The organism is Kaistia adipata DSM 17808 (assembly GCF_000423225.1).
Classification (GTDB): Bacteria; Pseudomonadota; Alphaproteobacteria; order Rhizobiales; family Kaistiaceae; genus Kaistia; species Kaistia adipata.
In genome coordinates, this window is record NZ_AUHO01000007.1 from 645,908 (window position 1) to 666,377 (window position 20,470).

Genomic DNA, 20,470 nt, shown 5'->3' on the forward strand with positions numbered 1-20,470 from the left:
TCATTCGCCCAGGGCGCGGGTTCGGATCTGGTCGAGGCTGACCGCCAGCATCAGCACGACGCCGCGCGTCACGTCCTGCCAGAAGCTGGAAACGTCGAGAAGCGTCAGGCCGTTGTTGAGCGTGCCGAGGATCAGCACGGCGAGCAGTGTGCCCCAGACGCTGCCGCGGCCGCCGTTCAGGCTGGTGCCGCCGAGGATGATCGCGGCGATGACGGTGAGGAGCTGGGATCCGGCCGCCGTCGGGCCGGCGGCGCCCAGCATGGCGCCGAGGATGGTGCCGGCGACGGCGCCCGAAATGGCCGAGATGACATAGAGGATGATGACGGTCTTCTCGAGCGGGATGCCGATCAGCCGCGACGCCTCGGCATTGCCGCCGGCGGCGTAGATGTAGCGGCCGAAGCGCATCCGGGTCATCACGACCCAGAGCACGACGAAGGTCACCATCATCAGGATGAACGGGATCGGGATGCCGGCGACGCGGCCGGAGCCGACCCAGTTGAAGCCCGGCACCATCAGCGGCCGGGTCAGGCCGCCGGTCAGCACCAGCGCGATGCCGGAGATGATGCTCATCATGCCGAGCGTGACGATCAGCGGGTTGAGGCGCAGCCGCGTCGTGAACAGGCCGTTGACGACGCCGATCGCCGCCGCGACGACGATGGCAAGCGCCACGGCGAGCCAGATCGGCACGCCCATGCCGAACAGCATCGAGATGACGACGCCGGTCAGGCCTGCGATCGCCGCGACCGAGAGATCGAGGCCGCCGGCGATGATCAGCGGCGTGCCGGCCGCCGCCATCAGGCCGATATAGGCGACGTTGCCACCGATCTGCAGCATGTTCCGGAGCGTCAGGAAGAAGGGCGACAGCACCGAGAAGACCGCGATCAGGATCAGGTAGAAGATCGCCAGCATGGCGACGCCGGACCAGGGCTGGCCGAGCAGGGCGGACATCCGCTCCCTGGCGCCGCCGGTGGCATGGGTTTCGACAGAATGGGCCATGGAATGAAGTCCTTCAGGTGGCCTGGAAGGCAGGATCGTTGCCGGTTGCGGCCATGAGTTCGGCGGGCTTGGCGCCGCGTTCGAATTCGCCGACGAGGCGGCCGCGATCGAGCACCAGCGAGCGGTCGCTGATGCCGGCGACTTCCTCGACGTCTGAGGAGAGGATCAGCACGGCGTAGCCGCGATTGGCGAGTTCGCGCAGCTTGCCGTAGATCTCGCGCCGGGCGCCGACATCGACGCCACGGGTCGGCTCCTCGAGGATCAGCAGGCGCACGCCCTCGACGAGCCAGCGGGCGATGCAGACCTTCTGCTGGTTGCCGCCGGAGAGCGTGCGGATCTTCTGCTCGGGCCCGCGCGTTCGGATGCCGAGATCCTCGATCCAGCGGATCGCGTGGCGCGATTCCTCGTCCTTCGAGACAAAGAGGCCGCGTTCAAAACGCTCCTCGAAGGGAAGGGCGATGTTCTCGCGCACGGTCAGGTCGGCGACGATGCCTTCCTTCTTGCGCTCGGCGGCGACGAAGCCGATGCCGGCGAGCTTTCCGGCGCGCGCGCTTTGCGGACGGTAGCTCTGGCCGGCCAGGCGGACATCCGCCGTCTTGAGCGGGCCGAGCGCGCCATAGAGCGCGCGGCCGAGCACCTCGACGCCGGAGCCGACGAGGCCGAAAATGCCGAGGATCTCGTTCTGGCGAAGCGTGAACGAGACGCCGTCGAGCTTGCGCGGGATGCTGAGGTTGTCGACGCTGAGAATCTCGGCGCCGGGCGTCTCGGGCGTGCCGACGTCGTAGAGGTCGTCGACGGTGTTGCCGAGCATGGCGGCGAGCACTTCGGCGCGCTTGGTGTCGGCCGTGTTGAAGGTGCCGGCGTTGCGGCCGTCGCGCAGCACGACGATGCGGTCGGAGATCTCGAACACCTCGGAGAGGTAGTGCGAGATGTAGATGACGGAGACCTTGTTCTCCTTCAGGCGCCGGATGATGCGGAAGATCATCTTGGCTTCCTGCTCGGTCAGCGCCGCCGTCGGTTCGTCCATGACGAGGATGCGCGCCTTGCCGGCGAGCGCGCGTGCGATCTCGACGATGCGCTGCTCGGCGACCGAGAGCCGCTTCACCAGCGTGTCGGGATGGATGGTGGCGAAGCCGAGCTGGTCGAGCAGCTCGCGCGAGCGTGTCCGCATGGTCTGTTTGTCGACCTGCATCAGCCCGAGGCTGCGCTTCAGCGGCAGGTCGCCGAGGAAGATGTTCTCGGCCACCGTCATGTCCGGCATGACGGAGATTTCCTGCGGCAGCAGCTTGACGCCGGCGGCGACCGCGGCGGCGGGGTCCTTGAAATCGACCTCCTCGCCGTCGACGCGGATCGTGCCGCCGTCGCGGCTGTAGAGGCCGGTCAGGATCTTCATCAAGGTCGACTTGCCGGCGCCGTTGGAGCCGAGCAGGGCGACGACCTCGCCGGGGTCGACGCTGAGATCGACATGGGTGAGCACGGGCACGCGTCCGAAGGACTTGCCGATGCCGTGCATGCCGAGGCGGGGAGCAATGGTCGCCATGCGGCCCTTCCTGGAAATCAAGGGGAAGAGGGCGGGCGCCAAAGGCGCCCGCCGCCCGATCAGTTGGTCGGGATCAGGTTCTGGTAGTCGGCGAGATCGGGAAGCGTGCGGATCTCGGCGAGGTGCTTCTCGAAGGCGGCCTGCGGGAACTCGAACTTGATCGGGTCCTTGCCTTCGGCGCAGGCGAACTTGTCGTAGAAGGTACAGACATTGTCCTTGGTCACCATCACGTGGTTGACGAGGACGGTATCCGGCACTTCCTTGCCCGCGAGCTGCATCAGCGCCAGCGGGATCAGGTAATTGCCGTAGCGCTCGGGGAAGTAGCCGACCGAGGAGACGAAGCTCGGCTCGTCGATCATGTTCTGGATCTCGTCGGCGCCCATGCCGACGACGATCAGGTCGGCCTCGCGGCCGGCCTGCTTGACGGCGCGCAGCATGCCCGTCGCGGCCTGGTCGTTGATCGCCGTCACCATGATCGGCGCGCCCTCGGGGATGCGCCCGATGACGTTGTTCATCTGGGTGAAGCTCTCTTCGAGCGTGTTCTTGGTGTCGATCTTGATGATGTGATCGTCCGCGAAGCCGTCGACGGCGGCCTTGAAGCCGGCGACCTGGCCGCCGGTGCGCATGGCGGGAATGGCGCCCGACTGCGGCAACTCGCCGACGACGAAGAAGCCTTCCTTGACCTTGTCGGCGCCGAACTTGGCGATCGCCGCCTGGCCGAGATAGGCGCCGCCCATGAAGCCGGAGCGGGGATTGTTGGCGCCGAAGAAGGTGGCGCCCGGCATCGGGATGTCGATCGCCACCACCTTGGTGTTGGCGTCGTTCATCTGCTGCATGATGGTGGCGCCGAAATTGGCGTCGGTCTGGAATTCGGTGACGTGGTCGACCTGGCGCTGCAGGAAGCTCTGCGCGTTGGCGAGCGCGGTGGCGCCGTCGAGGCGGTTGTCGGCGACCTGAAGCTCGATGCCGGCCGCCTTGGCGTTGTCGAGCATGCCGTTCTCGACCTTCAGGCAGAACGACACGTCGCGCTGCAGGTTGGCGAAGCCGAGGACGAGGTTCTTGCCGTTGTTGGGCTTATGGGCGGCGGTGGCGTCGGCCACCATGGCCTTGAGCTGGTCGGCGCTGAGCATGGCGCCGTCGAATCTCGTCGGGTCGAACCCGTGGAAATCCTCGGCATAGGCCGCGCTGCCGAGCAGCAGCGTCATCATCGCCGCGCCGGCGACGCGGCGCATGGCATGGAACGGAATCCGAGCGTGCATTGGAACAGTCTCCTCCCTCAAGAAGCATTCGGAATTGGTAAGGCCAATTTCTCGTTGGCAATAAAACAAGCACGACATCTCACCTCACGCAAGCGTCACTTTCAGTAAATTGGCCTGACCAATTTGATTGACGACTTGCCGATTTTGAATCTAGCCTTGCCGCAAAGGGCCACGCAGAAAGCGCGGCCATGGGGAGGAAGTCGCATGCGTCTCGGCGGGGCTGAGTGCTTCGTGCTGCGTTGGCCGGAGCCGAATGATTTCGGCCATGACCGGATGACGCTGCTGGTCCGGATCGACACCAGATCCGGCCTGTCCGGCTGGGGCGAGGCGATCGCCATGTGGCCGGAGGCACTGCGCGCGACCGAGCTGGTCATCCGCGACGGCCTGCTGCCACTGCTCGCCGAGCGCGATCTTTCCGATGTCGAAGACTGCTGGCAGGCGATGAAGAACCATTGCTGGTGGTACGGCGAGGGCGGTATCGCCTCGATGGCGATCTCGGCGATCGACATGGCGCTCTGGGATTTGAAGGCGAAGGAGGCCGGCAAGCCGCTGGTCGAGCTTTTCGGCGCGCATCACCAGGCGCTGCCGGTCTGCGCCAGCCTGCACGTCAACCAGGCGACGATCGAGGAAAGCGTGCGCGACATCGCCGGTCACATCGCGGCCGGATTCCGCTCGACCAAGCTCGGCCTCGGCAAGCGCGGCCTGTCGCGCGCCGGCCGCGATCCCGATTACGACGTGGCGCTGGTTGCTGCCCTGCGCGAGGCGATCGGGCCGGAGGCCGGCATCATGGTCGATGCCGGCAACGGCACGAAATGGGACCTCGACACCGCCATCCGCACGGTGAAGCGGATGGAGGAATCCGCCATTGCCTGGATCGAGGAGCCATTCCTGCCGAGCCGGGTCGATGACCACGTCGCGCTGAAGGCTGCCGTTTCGACGCCCGTCGCCGTCGGCGAACGCGAATTCACCGTCGCCGGCTACCAGCGCTGGCTCGATACGGGTGCTGCCGACATACTCGGCCTCGATCCCGCCCGCATCGAGGGCGTCACCGGCTTCCGCAAGGCCGCCGCCGTCATCGAGGCGGCCGGCAGGACTGTCAACGCCCATGCCTGGAGCACGGCGGTCCTGACCGGCGCCAGCCTGCACCTGTCGCTCGCCTCGAAGGCGGCCGAGCTCTTCGAGCTGAAGCCGCTGCCGGGACCGATGCAGTTCGATCTGGTCGACGAACCGTTCTGGCATGAAGGCGGGTTGATTTCCGCGCCGAACCGCCCCGGCCATGGCGCCGAGCCGCGCGCCGACGCGCTCGCGCGCTACCGCGTGAACTGAGGAAAGCCCGATGAAAACCGTGATGGTCTATGGCGATTCCAACAGCTGGGGCGCCGAGCCGCAGCCCGAGCGCGGCGTCGGCGGCCGGTTCGCGCCGGACGTGCGCTGGCCGGGCGTGCTGCAGAAGGCGCTCGGCGACGGCGTGCAGGTGATCGCCGAGGGCCTGAACGGCCGCACCACCTGCGTCGACGATCCCGTCGAGGGGCACCACAAGAATGGCGCGCGCTTCCTGCAGGTGGCGATCGAGACGCACATGCCGCTCGACCTCGTCATCATCAAGCTCGGCACCAACGATTTGAAGGCGCGGCTCTCGATGCAGGCGGGCGACATCGCCGACGGCGCGGTTCGCTTGGCCGAGATCGTGCTCGGCTCCGCCACGGGGCCCGCGGGCAGGGCGCCCAAGGTGCTGCTCGTCGTGCCGGCGCCGATCGCGAAGCTCGGCTGGCTCACCGAGATGTTCGAGGGCGGCACGGAGAAATCGCGAAAGCTCGCGAAGGAGTTCACCCGCGCCGCCGCGCCGCGCGGCATCCCGGTGTTCGAGGCCGGTTCGGTCATCGCGTCGAGCGAGGTCGACGGCATCCATCTCGACGCGGACGCGCACCGGACGCTCGGCGAGGCGCTCGCCGGCCGGGTGCGCGACCTTCTGGCGGATTGAGGAAAGAACCATGGCGCATGACACGTTGAAGGTCGGGCTGTTCGGCATCGGACTGAACGCCTACTGGCCGCAATTCGCCGGCCTCGAGCCGCGGCTGCGCGGCTATATCGAGAAGGTCGCGGAAAAGCTGGCGCGGCCGGGCGTCGAGATCGTCAATCTCGGCCTGATCGACGATCCGGAAAAGGCGATGGACGCCGGGCACCAGTTCCGCGCCGCCGACGTCGATTTGATCTTCCTGCATGTCACGACCTATGCCGTGTCCTCGACCGTGCTGCCGGTGGTGCAGCGCGCCAAGGTGCCGGTGGTGATCCTGAACCTGCAGCCGGCCGCCGCGATCGACTATGCGAGCTTCAACGCGCTCGACGACCGCACGAAGATGACCGGCGAGTGGCTCGCCTTCTGCGCCGCCTGCCCGGTGCCGGAGATCGCCAATGTCTTCCGCCGCGCCAACATCGATTTCCACCAGGTGACGGGCGTGCTCGAGGGCGACGAGCATGTCGACCGCGAGATCGAGGCCTGGATCGAGGCGGCGCGCGTCGCCTATGTCATGTCGCACAACCGCCTGGGCCTGATGGGCCGCTACTACAACGGCATGCTCGACATCTATTCCGACACGACGGCGCAGGTCGCGACCTTCGGCGGCCATCTGGAGATCGTCGAGATCGACGAGCTGGCGGAGATCCGCAAATCGGTGACCGAGCTGGAGGCGGCGGCCCGCGTTGACAGCTTCCGCGCCGAGTTCGACATCCAGCCGGATTGCGATCCGGCGGAGCTCCTGCGCGCGGCGCGAACGTCGCTCGCGCTCGACCGGCTGGTGGCGAAGCACAAGCTCGGCTCGCTCGCCTACTACTATGAGTCCGTTCCAGGCCACGACCACGAGGACGTCATCTCGTCGGTGATCCTCGGCTGTTCCTATCTCACCGCGCGCGGCGTGCCGGTCGCCGGCGAATACGAGGTCAAGAACGCGCAGGCGATGAAGATCCTCGACACGTTGGGCGTCGGCGGGTCGTTCACCGAGTATTACGGCATCGATTTCAACGACGACATCGTGCTGATGGGCCATGACGGCCCCGGCCACACCCGGATCGCCGAGGGCAAGACCAAGGTCCGGCCGCTTAGGGTCTATCACGGCAAGGTCGGCTCGGGCGTCAGCGTCGAGATGTCGGTGAAGCACGGCCCGGTGACGCTGCTCTCGGTCGCCGAGGACGGCGCCGGCAAGCTGAAGCTGGTGGTGGCGGAGGCGGAATCGGTGCCCGGCCCGATCCTCGAGATCGGCAACACCAACAGCCGCTACCGCTTCCCGATCGGCGCGCGAAAGTTCGTCGAGGCGTGGAACGCTGAATGCCCGGCGCATCACTGCGCCGTCGGAATCGGCCATGTCGCCGACAGAATAGAAAAGCTCGGCGCGCTGCTCGGCATCCGCACGGTGAAGGTGTGCTGAAACGAAGAGGGCGTCCCGATGCGCAAATCGGGACGCCCTCGATATCCGGATTTGGGAGCCGGCCTCAGGGCGTGATCGCGACCTTCAGCACGCCGTCGCGCTGGTGGCCGAACAGGTCGTAGGCCTTCTCGATGTCGTCGAGCTTGAAGCGGTGGGTGACCAGCGCCTTCAGGTCGACGCGGCCGGAAGCGACGACGTTCAGCAGCCGCCGCATCCGCTCCTTGCCGCCGGGGCAGAGCGACGTGATGATCTTGTTGTCGCCGAGGCCAGCGGAGAACGCGCTGAGCGGGATCTTCAGGTCGTTCGAATAGACGCCGAGGCTGGAAAGCGTGCCGCCCGGACGCAGCACGCGCAGCGCCGATTCGAACGTGCCCTGCGTGCCGAGCGCCTCGATCGCCACGTCGACGCCTCGGCCGTCGGTGAGCGCCATGATCTGCTCGACCGGGTCGCCCTTCTTGAAGTCGACGACGATGTCGGCGCCGAGCCGCTTGGCGACGGCCAGGCGCTCCGGCACAGTATCGACGCCGATGATCGTCGTCGCGCCCATCAGCTTGGCGCCGGCGACGGCGCAGAGGCCGATCGGGCCGAGCGCGAACACCACCACCGTGTCGCCGATCTTCACGCCGCCGCTTTCGGCGCCGGCGAAGCCCGTCGACATGATGTCGGGGCACATCAGGATCTCTTCATCCGACAGACCGTCCGCGACCGGGCTCAGATTGGCGGCGGCGTCCGGCACCAGGACATATTCGGCCTGGCAGCCGTCGATGGTGTTGCCGAACTTCCAGCCGCCCATCGCCTTGAAGCCGTGCTTGGTGCCGGGCCCGTCCTGCGAGCCGCAGCCGCACAGGCAGGCATAGCTGTGGCCGCTCGGCGTGATGGCGCCGGCGATGACGCGCTGGCCTTCCTGGTAGCCCTCGACCGCCGAGCCGAGCTTCTCGATGATTCCGACCGGCTCGTGGCCGATCGTCAGGCCCTTGGCGACGGGATACTCGCCCTTGAGGATGTGGATGTCGGTGCCGCAGATCGTCGTCGTGGTGATCCGCATCAGCGCATCGCGCGGTCCGACATCGGGAATGGGTTTCTCGTCGAGGACGATACGACCAGGTTCAACGAATATGGCGGCTTTCATGCGCGGCATCGAAACCTCCTTCGACCGGCTGGCGGGAGATGTCACTCAAGCGTGGATCTGTGACACCCAGACGAAGGCAGATGGTACACGCGCCGCGATTGTATAGGTTTGATCCCGATCAACTGGCCGCAAGTCGCGGCGCCGGCCCGCGCGGACCTCACCGGCGCGCGCTGTGCTCGCCGTCATTGACGCCCCGGTCGCCGACGAGCGTGTCGACGCTGTCCGCCTTTTCCGTGCGGTCGCGATAGATCGCGGCACGGGCGAGCAGCATCAGCGTCACCGGCGTCGTCACCGTGACGAAGACGGTGATGAGGAGTTCGTGCAGCACCGGGCGCGACTGCAGCACCGAGAAGCACAGCATCGAGGCGATCAGGATGGCGCCGGCGCCGCCGGTCGTGCCGAGCGTCGGCGCGTGCACGCGTTCGTAGAAGGTCTTGAAGCGGACGAGGCCGATGGTGCCGAGCAGGGTCAGGCCGGAGCCGAGCAGCAGCAGGAACGCGATCGCGAGCGCGGCCCAGGCGGGAAGGTCGTGCAGCCCGCTCATTCGATCACCTCGCCGCGCATCAGGAACTTGGCCAGCGCCGCCGTCGAGACGAAGCCGAGCAGCGCGATGACGAGGGCCGCCTCGAAGTAGATCATGCTGCCGTTGCGGATGCCGAAGGTCAGGATCAGCAGCATGCCGCAGACATAGATGGCGTCGACGCCGAGCACGCGGTCCTGCGCGCGCGGGCCGACGAGGATGCGGTAGGCGGCGCAGGCCATGGCCGCGGCCAGCATCAGCTGGGAGGCCAGCAGCGACCAGAGGAGGATGGTCGTGCTCATTCGAAGATCTCCCTCAGCAACTGCTCGTAGCGCGTCTGGATGGTCTCGATCCACGCGTCGCGGTCGACCAGGTCCAGCACGTGGATCAGCAACCGGCCATTGTCGGCGTGATACTCGACCCAGGCGGTGCCCGGTGTCGCCGTCACGATGCAGGCGAGGACGGCGAGGCCGGTGCGGTCGCGCAGCGTCAGCGGAATGACGACGAAGCCCGGCCGGCGCTCGCGGCGCCCGCCGCTCAAGACGAGGCCGGCGACGGCGACGTTGGAATGGTAGATGTCGACCAGCACGCGCCCGATCAGCACCGGGATCTTGTGCCACTTGCGGATGCGCGGCTTGTCCGGCTGCAGCGCCGCCATGGAGAGGCTGGCGACCAGCGCGATGATGGTGCCGAGGATCAGGTGGCCGAGCGAGAAGCTGTTCAGGAGCAGCCACATCACGATCAACGACGCCGTCAGCAGCGGATAGGGCAGGAGCCGCCTCATGGCGTCGCCTCCTGCGCCGTCGGCGCGGCCGGCGGCGGCACGCGCGGCGCCGTCATGACGTTGCGGATATAGGTGTGCGGCGTATGCAGCGCCTGCGCCGTCTGGTCCATGTAGCGCATGACCGGGCCACCGAAGATGGTCAGCCCGACGCAGAGCGCCAGCAGGAAGGCGACCGGCGCGATTTCCATCAGCAGCACGCGCGGCACGATGCCCTCGATCGGCGCCCAGAAGGCCTGGATGCCGGAGCGGGTCAAAGAGATCATCGCCGCGAGGCCGGAGAGGACCAGCAGCACGACGAAGGCCCAGATCGCGACCGAGAGATTGCCGCCCTCGGTCAGGCCTTCCGGATTGAGCAGCGCCGTCAGGATCGCGAACTTGCCGATGAAGCCGGAAAGCGGCGGCAGGCCGGCGAGCAGCAGGCCGCAGGCGGCGAAGCAGAGGCCGAGAATGGCGAGGGTCGCGGGAATGGCGACGCCGATCTCCTCCTCGGTCTCCTCTTCCTCGAGATCTTCGCCATAGGCGTCGAGGGTGATGGCGAGCACGCCGGCCGACGGATCCTGCACGCGGTCGATCAATTCGATCAGCAGGAAGAAGGCGCTGATGGCAAGCGTCGAGCTGACCATGTAGTAGAGCGCGCCGGCGGTGGCGGAGACATTGGCGATGCCGATCGCCGCCAGCATCGTGCCGGACGAGACGAGGATGTAGTAGCCGGCGAGGCGGCCCTTGGCCTGTGACGCCATCACGCCGATGGCGCCGAAGGCAATGGTCGCCATGCCGCCGACGAGCAGCCAGGAATCGCCGAAGCCGCTCGAGGGACCCGCCTCGACGCCGAACAGCAGCGGCGACAGGCGGAGCAGCACATAGACGCCGACCTTGGAGAGGATGGCGAACAGCGCGGCGACCGGCGCGGCGGCGGCGTTATAGGCGGTAGGCAGCCAGAAGCCGAGCGGCCACATGCCGGCCTTGACGAGGAAGGCGATGCCGAGAATGCCGGCGCCGGCGTCGAGCAGCATGCGGTCGGAGGCCGGGACGGCGCCGATCCGGAGCGCCAGGTCGGCCATGTTGAGCGTGCCGGTCACGCCATAGATCATGGCGACGCCGATCAGGAACAGCGACGAGGCGGCGAGATTGACGACGACATAGTGCATGCCGGCCTTGACCCGGCCTTGTCCGGAGCCGTGCAGCACCAGGCCGTAGGACGAGGCCAGCATCACCTCGAAGAAGACGAAGAGGTTGAACAGGTCGCCGGTCAGGAAGGCGCCGTTGACGCCCATCAGCAGGAACTGGAACAGCGTGTGGAAATGCGGTCCGCTGCGGTGCCAGCGCGCCAGCGAATAGACGACGGCGGCCAGCGCCAGCATCGCCGTCAGCACCAGCATCAGCGCCGAGAGACGGTCGAGCACCAGTACGATGCCGAACGGGGCGGGCCAGTTGCCGAGCAGATAGACGCTCGTCACCGGCGTGTTGGTTTCGGTCGGCGTGTTGGCGTAGTCGAGCAAGGCGATCGCCACCAGCGCCAGGGCGATGGTCGACAGCACGTTGACGGCGGCCTTCAGCACATGCCGGCGTTCGTCGATCAGCAGCAGCGCCGCGCCGGTCATGACCGGCAGTAGGATCGGCACGATCACGAGTTGTTCGGCCCAGGTCATTGGCTGGGCTCCCGGCCGTCGACATGGTCGCTGCCGGTCAGGCCGCGCGACGCCAGCAGCACGACGAGGAACAGCGCCGTCGTGGCGAAGCCGATGACGATCGCCGTCAGCACCAGCGCCTGCGGGATCGGATCGGCGAAATCGGCCGGATTGGCGACCGCGCCGGAGGTGAGCACGGGCGGCGCCGCCGTCTTCAGCCGGCCCATCGAGAAGATGAACAGGTTGACGCCATAGGCGATCAGCGACAGGCCGATGATGACCTGGTAGGTGCGCGGCCGGAACAGCAGCCAGACGCCGGAGCCGATCAGGACGCCGATGCCGATCGAGAGGACGAGTTCCATCAGGCGGCCTCCTCTTCGGCGGCGGCGGCCGCGCGGGCGCTGCGCAGGCGGCGGATCGACTGGTGCGCGATCGCGATCAGCATCAGGCTGGTCGCGCCGAGCACGAGCGAGAAGACGCCGAAGTCGAACAGCGTCGCGCTCGCCGCTGGCACGGCGCCAATCAGCGGCAGCTCGACATATTGCGAATGCGAGGTCAGGAACGGATAGCCGAACACCCAGGACCCGGAACCGACGACGGCGGCGAGCAGGATGCCGAGGCCGATCCAGCGGACGGGCAGCACGCGCAGCCGGTCCTCCACCCAGATCGTGCCGGCGGCCATGTATTGCAGGATGAAGGCGGAGGCCATGGCGACGCCGGCCGCGAAGCCGCCGCCCGGCAGGTCATGGCCACGCACGAACAGATAGGCCGCGAACACGATGATGACGGGGAACAGCCACTGCATGATCAGCGCCGGGACCAGCAGGTAGTCGCTGATCGTGTCGCCGACTTTGCGGTCGGGCTGGGCGTCGTCATGCGCATTCTGGATCCGTTGCTGTTCGGGCGATTCGATGCTGTCGGGGGCGGGGCGGAAACGGCGCAGCAGCGCGAACACGGTGAGCGCGACGATGCCGAGCACGGTGATCTCGCCGAAGGTGTCGAAGCCGCGGAAGTCGACCAGGATGACGTTGACGACGTTCTTGCCGCCGCCTTCCGAATAGGCCTTCTCGATGAAGTAGTCGGCGATGGTGGCGGGCTGGGTCCGCGTCATGATCGCATAGGAGACCAGCATGGCGCCGCCGCCGACGGCGATCGCCATGGCGAAGTCGCGGTAGCGGCGGACCTTGGCCATCAGCGGCACGGAATCCGGCACGATCTCGGCCGACCGCTTCGGCAGCCAGCGCAGGCCGAGCAGGATCAGCACCGTGGTGACCACCTCGACGAGCAGCTGCGTCACGGCGAGGTCCGGCGCCGACAGCCACAGGAAGGTGATGCAGGTGACGAGGCCGGCGACGCCGAGCAGCATCAGTGACACCAGGCGATGGAACTTGGCCTGCCAGGCCGCGGTGACCGCGCAGACGATGGCGATGGCCCAGATGCCGACGAAGGCGGGATCGGCGCCGGCGAGCGACGGCGGCTTCAGGGCGAGGCCCTGCATCCAGATCGGCCAGGTCGCGGCGATCAGGGCGACGACGACGACGAGCCGCAGCTGCGGCTGCAGCCGGCGGGTGCCGAGATAGCCCTCGAGCAGGCGCGCCCAGCGCCAGGAGATCGCCACCATGATGCGCTCGAAGATGCGCTGGCCGTTCACCTTGCGCAGATAGGGCGGGCCTTCCTCCGAGGTCGCCAGATAGTTCTTCAGGCAGAGGAAGAAGATGACGCCGGCGACGAACGCCCCGAGGCTCATCAGGAGCGGCAGGTTGAAGCCGTGCCAGACGGAAAGGCTGTATTCCGGCGTCGCGGCGCCGAGCACGGAGACCACGGCGGTGTGCAGGAACGGCCCGATCGTCAGGCCCGGGATGATGCCGACGACGAGGCAGGCGAGCACGAGCAGCAGGATCGGGAAGCGCATCCAGAACGGCGGCTCGTGCGGCTCGTGCGGCAGGTTGGTCGGCGGCGGGCCGAAGAAGGTGCCGTGGATGAAGCGCACCGAATAGGCGACGGCGAAGGCGCTGCCGACGAAGGCCGCATAGGGCGCGGCCGTGTCGAGGATCGAATTGACATGCGTCTCGATCGTCTCGGCGAAGAACATCTCCTTCGACAGGAAGCCGTTCAGGAGCGGCACGCCGGCCATCGCCGCGCTCGCCACCATGGCCAGCGTCGCCGTGAACGGCATGACGCGGAACAGGCCGCTCAGCCGTCGCATGTCGCGCGTTCCGGTCTCGTGGTCGATGATGCCGGCCGCCATGAACAGCGACGCCTTGAAGGTGGCGTGGTTCATCATGTGGAAGATGGCGGCGACGGCGCCGAGCGAGCTGCCGAGGCTGAGCAGCATGGTGATCAGGCCGAGATGGCTGATCGTCGAATAGGCGAGCAGGCCTTTGATGTCCTGCTGGAAGATGGCGAAATAGGAGCCGAGCAGGAAGGAGCACATGCCGGCGAGGCCGACGATCCAGAACCATTCCTCGGTGCCGGCCAGGACCGGCCAGAAGCGCGCCATCAGGAACACGCCCGCCTTCACCATGGTGGCGGAGTGCAGGAAGGCGGAGACCGGGGTCGGCGCCGCCATGGCGTTCGGCAGCCAGAAATGGAACGGGAACTGCGCGCTCTTGGTCAGCGCGCCGAGCAGCAGGAAGCAGAGCGTCGGCACGTAGAGCGGATGCGAGCGGATCAGCTCGCCCGAGGACAGGACCCTGTCGAGGTCGTAGCTGCCGACGATGTGGCCGATGAGCAGCACGCCGACCAGCAGGCCGAGGCCGCCGATGCCGGTGATCGTCAGCGCCATGCGGGCGCCGTCGCGCGCGCCGGCATTGTGGTGCCAGTAGCCGATCAGCAGGAACGAGAAGATGCTCGTCATTTCCCAGAAGACGACGAGCAGGATCAGATTGCCCGACAGCACGATGCCCAGCATCGAGCCCATGAAGGCCAGGAAGAACGAGAAGAAGCGCGGGACGGGGTCGTCCGGCGACATGTAGTAGCGCGCATAGAGGACGACGAGCAGGGCGATCGCGCTGACCAGCAGCGCGAACATCCAGGCGAAGCCGTCCATCCGCAGCGTGAAGTTCAAGTCGAGCGAGGGGATCCATTCGACGCGGTTGTGCACCGCGCCGTCACCGGCCACCGCCGGATAGAGGATGATCGCGAGGCACAGGCAGATCAGCGCGACGGCGCCGGCCAGGCCGGCCGCCATGTTGCGGGCATTGGTGGGAAGGATCGCAGCGAGAAAGCTGCCGGCAAACGGCAGGCCGACCATCAGAATCAGCGATGTGTCGTCTGCCATTCTCGAACCAGGACCCGCTTCCGTCAGGCACCCATTGCCTGATTTCACCCATTATGGTTGACTTCCGGGACGTTAGGCAAGGCACGAAACGATGAATTTGCTACCGGAGCAATGTCGGGCCGCGCGCGGGCTCCTGAACTGGACCCAGGAGCATCTCGCGACGAGCGCGGGCGTCTCGCGCAGCACGATCAAGGACTTCGAGTGCAATCGCCATGCGATTCACCGCGCAACCGAGGTTCTCCTGATCAAGGCTCTCGAGGCGGGCGGCGTGCGCCTGATTCCGGCCGAGGAGGAAGGGCCGGGCGTCCGCCTCAGCGGCAAGCCATCCGCCGATCCCGCCGACCCCGCGTCCCCGTGCGCGCCGCTCTCGGCGGCGGAATAGAAAAAGGGCCGCCGCGCCGAAGCGCGGCGGCCCCTGATGGACCAGCGGAGCGTGGCTTGCGCCGCGCTGCTTACTTCATGTCCGCGAGGTACGGGGTCAGGTCGAGCTTGGCACCCATGTGCTTCTCGAAGATCGCCGAGAGCGAACCGTCGGCGGCGCCCTTCTTGACCCAGTCCTGCAGCCAGGCCTTCAGCTCGGGCGAGTTCTGGCGCAGGCCGATGCCCAGCGGCTGCTGGACGACGTCGGCCTTCGGCTCGAGCTCCTTGGCCGGGTAGCGCTCGGCGAGCGTCAGGTACATGCCGTAGGGCGCGCACATGGCATCGACCTGGCCGGACATCAGCGCGGTGATGGTGGTCGCGTCATCGTCGAAGCGGACGAGCTTGGTGTCGGCAGGCGCCTTCTTGGTCAGCTCGGTGTCCTGCAGGTTGCCGCGGACGACGCCGACTCGCTTGCCGGACAGGTCCTCGAGCGACTTGATCTCGACGCCCTTCGGCCCGAACACGATCAGACGGTTGACCGAGTAGGGGACGAAGTCGACGACCTTGGCGCGCTCGGGCGTGATCGCGAAGGACGAGACGACGATGTCGGTCTTGTTCGTCAGCAGGAACGGCACGCGGTTCGGGCCGGTGACCTCGACGAGCTTCATCTTGACGCCCAGGTCCTGGGCCAGCTTGTTGGCGACTTCGACGTCGGCGCCGGCCGGCTTCAGGTCGGCGTCGGTCATGCCCCATGGCGGCGCGCCGAGGTCGATCGCGATCGCGATCTCGCCCTTGGCCTTGATGTCGGCCAGCTGGTCCGCCTTGGCGACGCCGGCGACGCCGAACGCGAGGGTCGCGGCGAGCGCGACCTGTGTCAGAAACTTCATAACGATACCTCCAGTTAGAACTCAGAGACCGCTGCTCAGGAACTGCCGCAGCTCCGGGGTTTTCGGATCTGCGAAGATTTCCGCCGGCGGGCCTGCCTCCCAGACCTTGCCCTGGTGCATGAAGACGACGATGTCGGCGACACGGCGGGCAAAGGCCATTTCGTGCGTGACGAGGACCATGGTCATGCCGTCACGAGCGAGATCTTCCATGACCTTCAGCACTTCGCCGGTCAGTTCCGGATCGAGCGCGGAGGTCACTTCATCGAACAACAGCACCTTCGGGGAGAGGGCGAGCGAGCGGGCGATGGCGACGCGCTGCGCCTGGCCGCCCGAGAGCTGCTCCGGGAAGGCCTCGGCCTTGTCCCCCAGTCCGACGAGACCGAGCACCTTGTGGGCGATCGCATCGGCGTCGGCGCGCGACTTCTTCTGGACCGCCGTCAGCGCCAGGGTGATGTTGCGCAGCACGGTCAGGTGCGGGAACAGGTTGTAGCTCTGGAACACCATGCCGACTTCGGAGCGCAGGCGCTTGACCGAGGCGCGATCCGACATGCTGACCGGGTGGCCGCAGACCTTGATCGAGCCGCCATTGATCTCCTCGAGCGCGTTGATGCAGCGCAGCAAGGTGCTCTTGCCGGATCCGCTGCGCCCGACGATCGCGACCATGGTGCCGCGCTGGATCTCGAGCGAGACGCCATGGAGGACCTGGAGAGGGCCGAAGTTCTTCGAAACGTTGTCGACGACGATGATCGGCTCGGCGCCCGGGACGGCTTCGTTCCGAGGACGCGTGCCGGCTGCTTCATTTACCGACATTGAGCTTCCTTTCGAAATGCCTGCTGGCGAGGGAGAGGGGGTAGCACATCGCGAAGTAGATGATGGCCACGAAGACGAAGGTGATGAACGGCTGGAACGTCGAGTTGTTGACGATCTGGCCGGCGCGGGCGAGCTCGACGAAACCGATGATCGAGGTGATCGACGTGTTCTTGATGATCTGCACCATGAAGCCGACCGTCGGCGGGATCGCGATGCGCATCGCCTGCGGCAGGACCACGTAGCGATATTGCTGCGCGCGGGAGAGGCCGATGCAGTTCGACGCCTCCCACTGGGTCTTCGGCACCGACAGGATGCAGCCGCGCCAGATCTCGCCCAGGAAGGCCGAGGTGTAGAGCGTCAGCGACAGGCCGGCGGCGACGATCGGGGGGATGTCGAGGCCCAGGATCGACAGGCCGAAATAGGCCAGGAACAGCACCACCAGCAGCGGCGTGCCCTGGATGATCTGGATATAGGCGCCCGACAGGAAGCGCAGCGCCTTGATCTCCGAGACGCGGCCGAGCGCCAGGATCAGGCCGACGATGCCGCCGCCGATGAAGGCGATCACCGAAAGCAGCAGCGTCCAGCGCGCAGCCTCGATCAGGTAGATGAGATGGGTGGACGAAAACGTGATCATGATTTCACCTCACCTCACGTGCGCAGCTTGCGGCGGCGGACAAAGGCGACTTCGCCGATGGCCCACAGGACGACGCGGAAGAGGACGGAGAGGGCGAGATAGATCGCCGCGACGATCAGGTAGACCTCGAACGAGCGGAACGTTTCCGACTGGATCAGGTTCGCCTCGGCGGTCAGTTCCTGGGCCGAGATCTGCGAGGTGATCGAGGACGACAGCATCAGGAGCACGAACTGGCTCGACAGCGCCGGATACACGCGCTCGACCGCCGGGATCAAGATGATGTGCCAGTAGACCTGGAACTTGTTGAGGCCGAGGCATTCCGCGGCTTCGAGCTGGCCCTTGGCGATCGACTCGATGCCGGCGCGGATGATCTCGCTGCCATAGGCGCCCGTGTTGATCACCAGGGCGATGACGGCGGCGGTCTCGGCCGAGAGCTTCAGGCCGAGGCTCGGCAGGCCGAAATAGACAATGAAGATCTGGACCAGCAGCGGCGTGTTGCGGATCACCTCGACATAGGCGCCGACCAGCCCGGAAGCGAACTTGTTCTTGCCGGAGCGGATGATGGCGCAGACCAGCGCGACGATGAAGCCGATGGCGATCGAGGATCCCGCGAGCAGGATGGTCTGCCAGGCGCCGCGCATGAAAGCGGGCCAGGTCGTCATGAGAAAGGAGAAATCAAACGAGTATGAGAGCATCCCGTCGCCTGCGCTGTTGATGGCTCGGTTGGGTCCTGGTGCGGTTCCGCTGTGGAAGGCTGGCTAGCTGCCGCCTGTCGCGGACCACTCCGGCGGCGCCGTGCGCCTGGGGAGTTCGCTGGCCCGACCCGTCGGCAGCGGCATATCGCCGGTCCGTCGCGGCTGCAAGGCCGGTATCCTGTGGCAATCCGACATGGCCACGCGCCGCATCCGCGGCCACTCGAGGCCGGGCACGCGGGTGCCGAGGGATGCGGTCCGGCGCGACACCGTATAGCCGTTCCGCCACACTTCGTGCGGCGTCTCGGTCGTCCGGGTCTGGAAGTCTGTCGTGTTCATTCCATCGCCTTGGTCGATCGCCTCCTCCCGGAGGCATGGGTAGCGTCGTGCCGGCCGGGACCGGCGTGCGCGGGCGTTCAGGACGATCGGATCGGAGCGCCGGCATCACGCCGCGCAACCTCCTCCACCACCAGCTCGGGCGAACGACTGTGCGTCGTGGCCGCCCGGCAGGCACCTGTTGCCTCTTTTTGCGTCCCGGCACTAGTATTCTAGTCCACTGTCATTGACAATACGCGTCGACAAGCGGCCCTTACGGAAGGTTGGTTTCATATAACTGTTTGAAATCAAACGATGTTCGGGAAAAATGCGAATAAGGCCTGTTTGGGCCGAATAAAAAAGACGGGACGGAAACGATGAGTGAAGCCGCCGCCCAATCGTTGGGCGCCATCCTCGACGACGCCAGTCTGAGCCGCGAGCGGCGGGCGTCGTTGCAGGTCTATACGCTGCTGCGGCGCGCCATCATCTCCCTGCAGTTGGTGCCGAACCGGCCGCTTTCGGAGCAGGACGTGGCCAACCGCCTGTCGGTCAGCCGCACGCCGGTGCGCGAGGCGTTCATCCGCCTCGCCGAGGAGGGGCTGCTGATCACCTATCCGCAGCTCGCGACGGTGATCTCGCCGATTCGGATGGAGGCGCTGCTCGAGGCGCAGTTCCTGCGCGAGGCGGTGGAATGCGCGCTGGCGGAGCGGGCGGCCGAGCGTATCGACGAGGACGGCATCGTCCGGCTGCGCGGCGTGCTGGAACGGCACGGGGCGGCGCTCCGGGCCGAGAAGTGGATGGAGTTCCATCAGCTCGATGAGGATACGCATCAGCTGATCTGCGAGATCGCCGGTCTCGCCGGCCTCGGTCGCCAGATCGAGCATGCCCGCGGCCATCTCGATCGCGCCCGCTATCTGACCCTGCCCGAGGTCGACACCTCGCAGCGCGTCGTCGCCCAGCACACCACCGTGGTCGAGGCGATCTGCAACAACCGCCCCGAGGAGGCGCGCGAGGCGATGCGCCTCCATGTCCGCGATCTGCTGCCACGCCTCGAAAGCCTGCGCGCGCAATATCCGGACTATTTCGAGGACAAGCCGCAATTCGCGCGGCGGCCCGCCAGCCGCTGAACGGGCGCCGCGCGTCGGGATCGCTCAGAGACCGAAATAGTCGGCCATCAGCTCGATCTGCTGGTCGAGCATGGGCCGGCCGAGATGGATCCGGCAGCCCTTCTCCTGCGCGCTGGCCAGCAGCGGCGTGATTTCCGGCACCATGATCACCTCGGCGACGATCATCGAAGGCTCCAGCCTGGCGAAATCGAGCGGCGGCGCATCCTCCGGTCGCATGCCGAGCGAGGTGCCGTTGATGATGATGTCGTGCCCGCTCGGATCGTCGCTGCCGACCGTGACGGGGATGTCCGGATGGTCTGCGAGGATGCGGGTGCGCAGGTCCTCCGCCTTGGCGCGGGTGCGGTTTGCGAGCGTCAGTTGCGCCACGCCGCCGGCGGCGAGCGCGAAGGCGATGGCGTTGGCCGCGCCGCCGGCGCCGGCGAGATAGACCCGGCGTCCGGCGATCGCGATGCCGTTCGCGGCGAGACCCGCCACGAAGCCGACGCCGTCGAGCGAATCGCCATGCAGCCGGCCGTCCGCGTCGCGCCGGATGACGTTGACCGCCCCGACCGCGCGGGCGCGCGGCGTGACCTCATCGCAGAGCGCCGTCATCGGGCCCTTGTGCGGCACGGTGATGATGGCGCCGTCGAAGCTCTTCAGCGTCCGCAGCGCATCGGCGAACTGCGCCAGCGACTCGGGCGCGATCTGGAAGGGAACCATGACCGCGTCGCGGCCGCGGCGGCGGGCGATGCGGTTGATGCCGGGCGGCGCCTTCACATGGGCGATCGGGTCGGCGAGGATTCCGAGCACGCGGGTCCGGCCGGTGATCTCTCCGGTTTCTGTCATGGCTGTCCGTCCGTCTTGATAGTTCTGGAGAGCTTTTGCGCAATTCCGTCCTCAACATCCTGAGGAGGCCCGAAGGGCCGTCTCGAAGGACGCAGAGCGGTCATGCATTCAAACTTCTCGCCCCTCCACCCTGCGTCCTTCGAGACGGCTTTCTGCGAAAGCCTCCTCAGTATGTCGGGAGCTGGGGCTGCACGGCTGTCTGTGACTGCCACGCGAAGTCGATGCGGAGGCGGCGGGCCAGGAGTGGCCCGCCGCTTTGCAT

At 66.9% G+C, this 20,470-nt stretch carries 20 protein-coding genes; 5 read left to right on the forward strand and 15 right to left on the reverse strand.

All coding sequences use genetic code 11. The annotated features are described in order from the left end of the window. Genes G539_RS0107945 through G539_RS0107955 form a run of 3 tightly spaced genes read right to left on the reverse strand, consistent with a single transcriptional unit; the run spans position 1 to position 3,795 of the window. Complete coding sequence (locus G539_RS0107945; protein ID WP_029074714.1) at positions 1–996, reverse strand: ABC transporter permease; 996 nt, start codon at positions 994–996, stop codon at positions 1–3. A gap of 13 nt (positions 997–1,009) precedes the next feature. Next, on the reverse strand, positions 1,010–2,536 hold the full coding sequence (locus G539_RS0107950) for a sugar ABC transporter ATP-binding protein (RefSeq protein WP_029074715.1): 1,527 nt from the start codon (positions 2,534–2,536) through the stop codon (positions 1,010–1,012). 59 nt (positions 2,537–2,595) lie between these two features. Beyond that, a complete protein-coding gene (locus G539_RS0107955; RefSeq protein ID WP_029074716.1) occupies positions 2,596–3,795 on the reverse strand; it encodes a sugar ABC transporter substrate-binding protein in 1,200 nt (399 codons plus the stop codon). A gap of 204 nt (positions 3,796–3,999) precedes the next feature. Between G539_RS0107955 and G539_RS0107960 the strand changes: the two genes are divergently transcribed. From G539_RS0107960 to G539_RS0107970, 3 genes are read left to right on the forward strand one after another with little or no spacing between them, the layout of a single operon-like run. After that, entirely contained in the window at positions 4,000–5,121 is a 1,122-nt protein-coding gene (locus G539_RS0107960) for a mandelate racemase/muconate lactonizing enzyme family protein (RefSeq protein WP_245576828.1), read from the forward strand. 10 nt (positions 5,122–5,131) lie between these two features. Beyond that, positions 5,132–5,776 (forward strand): SGNH/GDSL hydrolase family protein, encoded by a 645-nt coding sequence (locus G539_RS0107965; RefSeq protein ID WP_029074718.1) that lies wholly within the window; start codon positions 5,132–5,134, stop codon positions 5,774–5,776. Between the two features lie 10 nt (positions 5,777–5,786). Continuing rightward, positions 5,787–7,217, forward strand: coding sequence for an arabinose isomerase (locus G539_RS0107970; protein ID WP_029074719.1), 1,431 nt, complete (start codon positions 5,787–5,789; stop codon positions 7,215–7,217). A gap of 64 nt (positions 7,218–7,281) precedes the next feature. Here the strand turns inward: G539_RS0107970 and G539_RS0107975 are convergent, their stop codons facing one another. The 7 genes from G539_RS0107975 to G539_RS0108005 all read right to left on the reverse strand — a co-directional run bounded on the left by G539_RS0107975 (position 7,282) and on the right by G539_RS0108005 (position 14,558). Beyond that, positions 7,282–8,355, reverse strand: a complete 1,074-nt coding sequence (locus G539_RS0107975) for an NAD(P)-dependent alcohol dehydrogenase (RefSeq protein ID WP_029074720.1) — start codon at positions 8,353–8,355, stop codon at positions 7,282–7,284. 148 nt (positions 8,356–8,503) lie between these two features. Next, positions 8,504–8,890: a monovalent cation/H(+) antiporter subunit G gene (mnhG, locus tag G539_RS0107980; RefSeq protein ID WP_029074721.1), complete on the reverse strand. Its 387-nt coding sequence runs from the start codon at positions 8,888–8,890 to the stop codon at positions 8,504–8,506. Further along, positions 8,887–9,168, reverse strand: a complete 282-nt coding sequence (locus G539_RS0107985) for a K+/H+ antiporter subunit F (RefSeq protein WP_029074722.1) — start codon at positions 9,166–9,168, stop codon at positions 8,887–8,889. The genes mnhG and G539_RS0107985 overlap by 4 nt, the downstream gene beginning before the upstream one ends. Further along, on the reverse strand, positions 9,165–9,650 hold the full coding sequence (locus G539_RS0107990; RefSeq protein ID WP_029074723.1) for a Na+/H+ antiporter subunit E: 486 nt from the start codon (positions 9,648–9,650) through the stop codon (positions 9,165–9,167). Before G539_RS0107990 ends, G539_RS0107985 begins: the two co-directional genes overlap by 4 nt. Further along, positions 9,647–11,299, reverse strand: coding sequence for a monovalent cation/H+ antiporter subunit D (locus tag G539_RS0107995; protein ID WP_029074724.1), 1,653 nt, complete (start codon positions 11,297–11,299; stop codon positions 9,647–9,649). The genes G539_RS0107990 and G539_RS0107995 overlap by 4 nt, the downstream gene beginning before the upstream one ends. Beyond that, entirely contained in the window at positions 11,296–11,640 is a 345-nt protein-coding gene (locus tag G539_RS0108000) for a Na+/H+ antiporter subunit C (protein ID WP_029074725.1), read from the reverse strand. Before G539_RS0108000 ends, G539_RS0107995 begins: the two co-directional genes overlap by 4 nt. Next, entirely contained in the window at positions 11,640–14,558 is a 2,919-nt protein-coding gene (locus G539_RS0108005; protein ID WP_029074726.1) for a monovalent cation/H+ antiporter subunit A, read from the reverse strand. Before G539_RS0108005 ends, G539_RS0108000 begins: the two co-directional genes overlap by 1 nt. A gap of 91 nt (positions 14,559–14,649) precedes the next feature. Here G539_RS0108005 and G539_RS27545 point away from each other — a divergent pair, with 91 nt between their 5' ends. Then, a complete protein-coding gene (locus tag G539_RS27545) occupies positions 14,650–14,940 on the forward strand; it encodes a helix-turn-helix domain-containing protein (RefSeq protein ID WP_051231196.1) in 291 nt (96 codons plus the stop codon). A gap of 70 nt (positions 14,941–15,010) precedes the next feature. Here G539_RS27545 and G539_RS0108015 read toward each other — a convergent pair whose 3' ends face one another. Genes G539_RS0108015 through G539_RS0108030 form a run of 4 tightly spaced genes read right to left on the reverse strand, consistent with a single transcriptional unit; the run spans position 15,011 to position 17,944 of the window. Further along, on the reverse strand, positions 15,011–15,805 hold the full coding sequence (locus tag G539_RS0108015) for a transporter substrate-binding domain-containing protein (protein WP_029074727.1): 795 nt from the start codon (positions 15,803–15,805) through the stop codon (positions 15,011–15,013). 21 nt (positions 15,806–15,826) lie between these two features. Beyond that, positions 15,827–16,615, reverse strand: coding sequence for an amino acid ABC transporter ATP-binding protein (locus G539_RS0108020; RefSeq protein ID WP_051231197.1), 789 nt, complete (start codon positions 16,613–16,615; stop codon positions 15,827–15,829). Continuing rightward, positions 16,602–17,249 (reverse strand): amino acid ABC transporter permease, encoded by a 648-nt coding sequence (locus G539_RS0108025; RefSeq protein WP_029074729.1) that lies wholly within the window; start codon positions 17,247–17,249, stop codon positions 16,602–16,604. The genes G539_RS0108020 and G539_RS0108025 overlap by 14 nt, the downstream gene beginning before the upstream one ends. A gap of 14 nt (positions 17,250–17,263) precedes the next feature. After that, positions 17,264–17,944 carry an amino acid ABC transporter permease gene (locus G539_RS0108030; RefSeq protein ID WP_029074730.1) on the reverse strand — a complete coding sequence of 227 codons (681 nt, stop codon included), beginning with the start codon at positions 17,942–17,944 and terminating at the stop codon, positions 17,264–17,266. 689 nt (positions 17,945–18,633) lie between these two features. Between G539_RS0108030 and G539_RS24130 the strand changes: the two genes are divergently transcribed. After that, entirely contained in the window at positions 18,634–19,383 is a 750-nt protein-coding gene (locus G539_RS24130; protein ID WP_084639876.1) for a GntR family transcriptional regulator, read from the forward strand. Positions 19,384–19,407: 24 nt separating this feature from the next. On the opposite strand, the gene G539_RS0108045 is transcribed toward G539_RS24130, so the two are convergent. Then, positions 19,408–20,208: a shikimate dehydrogenase family protein gene (locus G539_RS0108045; protein ID WP_029074732.1), complete on the reverse strand. Its 801-nt coding sequence runs from the start codon at positions 20,206–20,208 to the stop codon at positions 19,408–19,410. Positions 20,209–20,470 lie beyond the last annotated feature (262 nt).

Excerpts from the sequence above, each read along its gene's own strand:
- G539_RS0108015 (WP_029074727.1), bottom strand. The coding sequence starts at position 15,805 with ATGAAGTTTCTGACACAGGTCGCGCTCGCCGCGACCCTCGCGTTCGGC.
- G539_RS0107965 (WP_029074718.1), top strand. The coding sequence starts at position 5,132 with ATGAAAACCGTGATGGTCTATGGCGATTCCAACAGCTGGGGCGCCGAG.
- mnhG (WP_029074721.1), bottom strand. The coding sequence starts at position 8,890 with ATGAGCGGGCTGCACGACCTTCCCGCCTGGGCCGCGCTCGCGATCGCG.
- G539_RS0107975 (WP_029074720.1), bottom strand. The coding sequence starts at position 8,355 with ATGCCGCGCATGAAAGCCGCCATATTCGTTGAACCTGGTCGTATCGTC.
- G539_RS0108005 (WP_029074726.1), bottom strand. The coding sequence starts at position 14,558 with ATGGCAGACGACACATCGCTGATTCTGATGGTCGGCCTGCCGTTTGCC.
- G539_RS0108020 (WP_051231197.1), bottom strand. The coding sequence starts at position 16,615 with ATGTCGGTAAATGAAGCAGCCGGCACGCGTCCTCGGAACGAAGCCGTC.
- G539_RS0107955 (WP_029074716.1), bottom strand. The coding sequence starts at position 3,795 with ATGCACGCTCGGATTCCGTTCCATGCCATGCGCCGCGTCGCCGGCGCG.
- G539_RS0107995 (WP_029074724.1), bottom strand. The coding sequence starts at position 11,299 with ATGACCTGGGCCGAACAACTCGTGATCGTGCCGATCCTACTGCCGGTC.
- G539_RS0108000 (WP_029074725.1), bottom strand. The coding sequence starts at position 11,640 with ATGGAACTCGTCCTCTCGATCGGCATCGGCGTCCTGATCGGCTCCGGC.
- G539_RS0108030 (WP_029074730.1), bottom strand. The coding sequence starts at position 17,944 with ATGCTCTCATACTCGTTTGATTTCTCCTTTCTCATGACGACCTGGCCC.
- G539_RS27545 (WP_051231196.1), top strand. The coding sequence starts at position 14,650 with ATGAATTTGCTACCGGAGCAATGTCGGGCCGCGCGCGGGCTCCTGAAC.
- G539_RS0107970 (WP_029074719.1), top strand. The coding sequence starts at position 5,787 with ATGGCGCATGACACGTTGAAGGTCGGGCTGTTCGGCATCGGACTGAAC.
- G539_RS0107960 (WP_245576828.1), top strand. The coding sequence starts at position 4,000 with ATGCGTCTCGGCGGGGCTGAGTGCTTCGTGCTGCGTTGGCCGGAGCCG.
- G539_RS0108025 (WP_029074729.1), bottom strand. The coding sequence starts at position 17,249 with ATGATCACGTTTTCGTCCACCCATCTCATCTACCTGATCGAGGCTGCG.
- G539_RS0107945 (WP_029074714.1), bottom strand. The coding sequence starts at position 996 with ATGGCCCATTCTGTCGAAACCCATGCCACCGGCGGCGCCAGGGAGCGG.
- G539_RS24130 (WP_084639876.1), top strand. The coding sequence starts at position 18,634 with ATGAGTGAAGCCGCCGCCCAATCGTTGGGCGCCATCCTCGACGACGCC.
- G539_RS0107990 (WP_029074723.1), bottom strand. The coding sequence starts at position 9,650 with ATGAGGCGGCTCCTGCCCTATCCGCTGCTGACGGCGTCGTTGATCGTG.
- G539_RS0107985 (WP_029074722.1), bottom strand. The coding sequence starts at position 9,168 with ATGAGCACGACCATCCTCCTCTGGTCGCTGCTGGCCTCCCAGCTGATG.
- G539_RS0108045 (WP_029074732.1), bottom strand. The coding sequence starts at position 20,208 with ATGACAGAAACCGGAGAGATCACCGGCCGGACCCGCGTGCTCGGAATC.
- G539_RS0107950 (WP_029074715.1), bottom strand. The coding sequence starts at position 2,536 with ATGGCGACCATTGCTCCCCGCCTCGGCATGCACGGCATCGGCAAGTCC.